Source organism: Photorhabdus tasmaniensis, assembly GCF_011189505.1.
GTDB classification, from domain to species: Bacteria; Pseudomonadota; Gammaproteobacteria; order Enterobacterales; family Enterobacteriaceae; genus Photorhabdus; species Photorhabdus tasmaniensis.
This window is the reverse complement of sequence record NZ_PUJU01000233.1, coordinates 1-393: the sequence shown is the minus strand read 5'-3', so window position 1 is coordinate 393 and position 393 is coordinate 1. Positions and strand designations below refer to the sequence as shown.

The window sequence follows — 393 nt, the reverse complement described above, 5'->3', positions numbered from 1 at the left end:
ACTACTGGTACCACACTGATATCAACGGTGCGCCGCTGGAAGTCACGAACGAGGAAGGGAAAATAGCGTGGGCGGGAAAATATCGCCTTTTTGGCGAACTGGATGGCTCGCCGCTGGCTTACTTCACCGATCCGGCCCTGTCATCAACCGACTATGATTTCAGGCAAAACCTGCGTTATGTGGGCCAATACTTTGACAATGAGACCGGGCTGCATTTTAATACGTTCAGGTATTATGCCCCGGAGACAGGCCGGTTTATTACGCCCGATCCGCTAGGGCTGGCAGGGGGCCTGAATCCGTATGCGTACGTTCATAATCCGGCGAATTGGATTGATCCTCTGGGATTGGCGGGTTGTGATCCTACTGGATACCATAAACGCAAGGCCCTTCGAA

The 393-nt window shown here is 52.9% G+C and carries 1 protein-coding gene; it reads left to right on the top strand.

From position 1 onward, the window contains the following. The coding region (locus tag C5471_RS23720) for an RHS repeat-associated core domain-containing protein (RefSeq protein ID WP_166296720.1) at nucleotides 1-393 on the top strand (393 nt) is incomplete at both ends.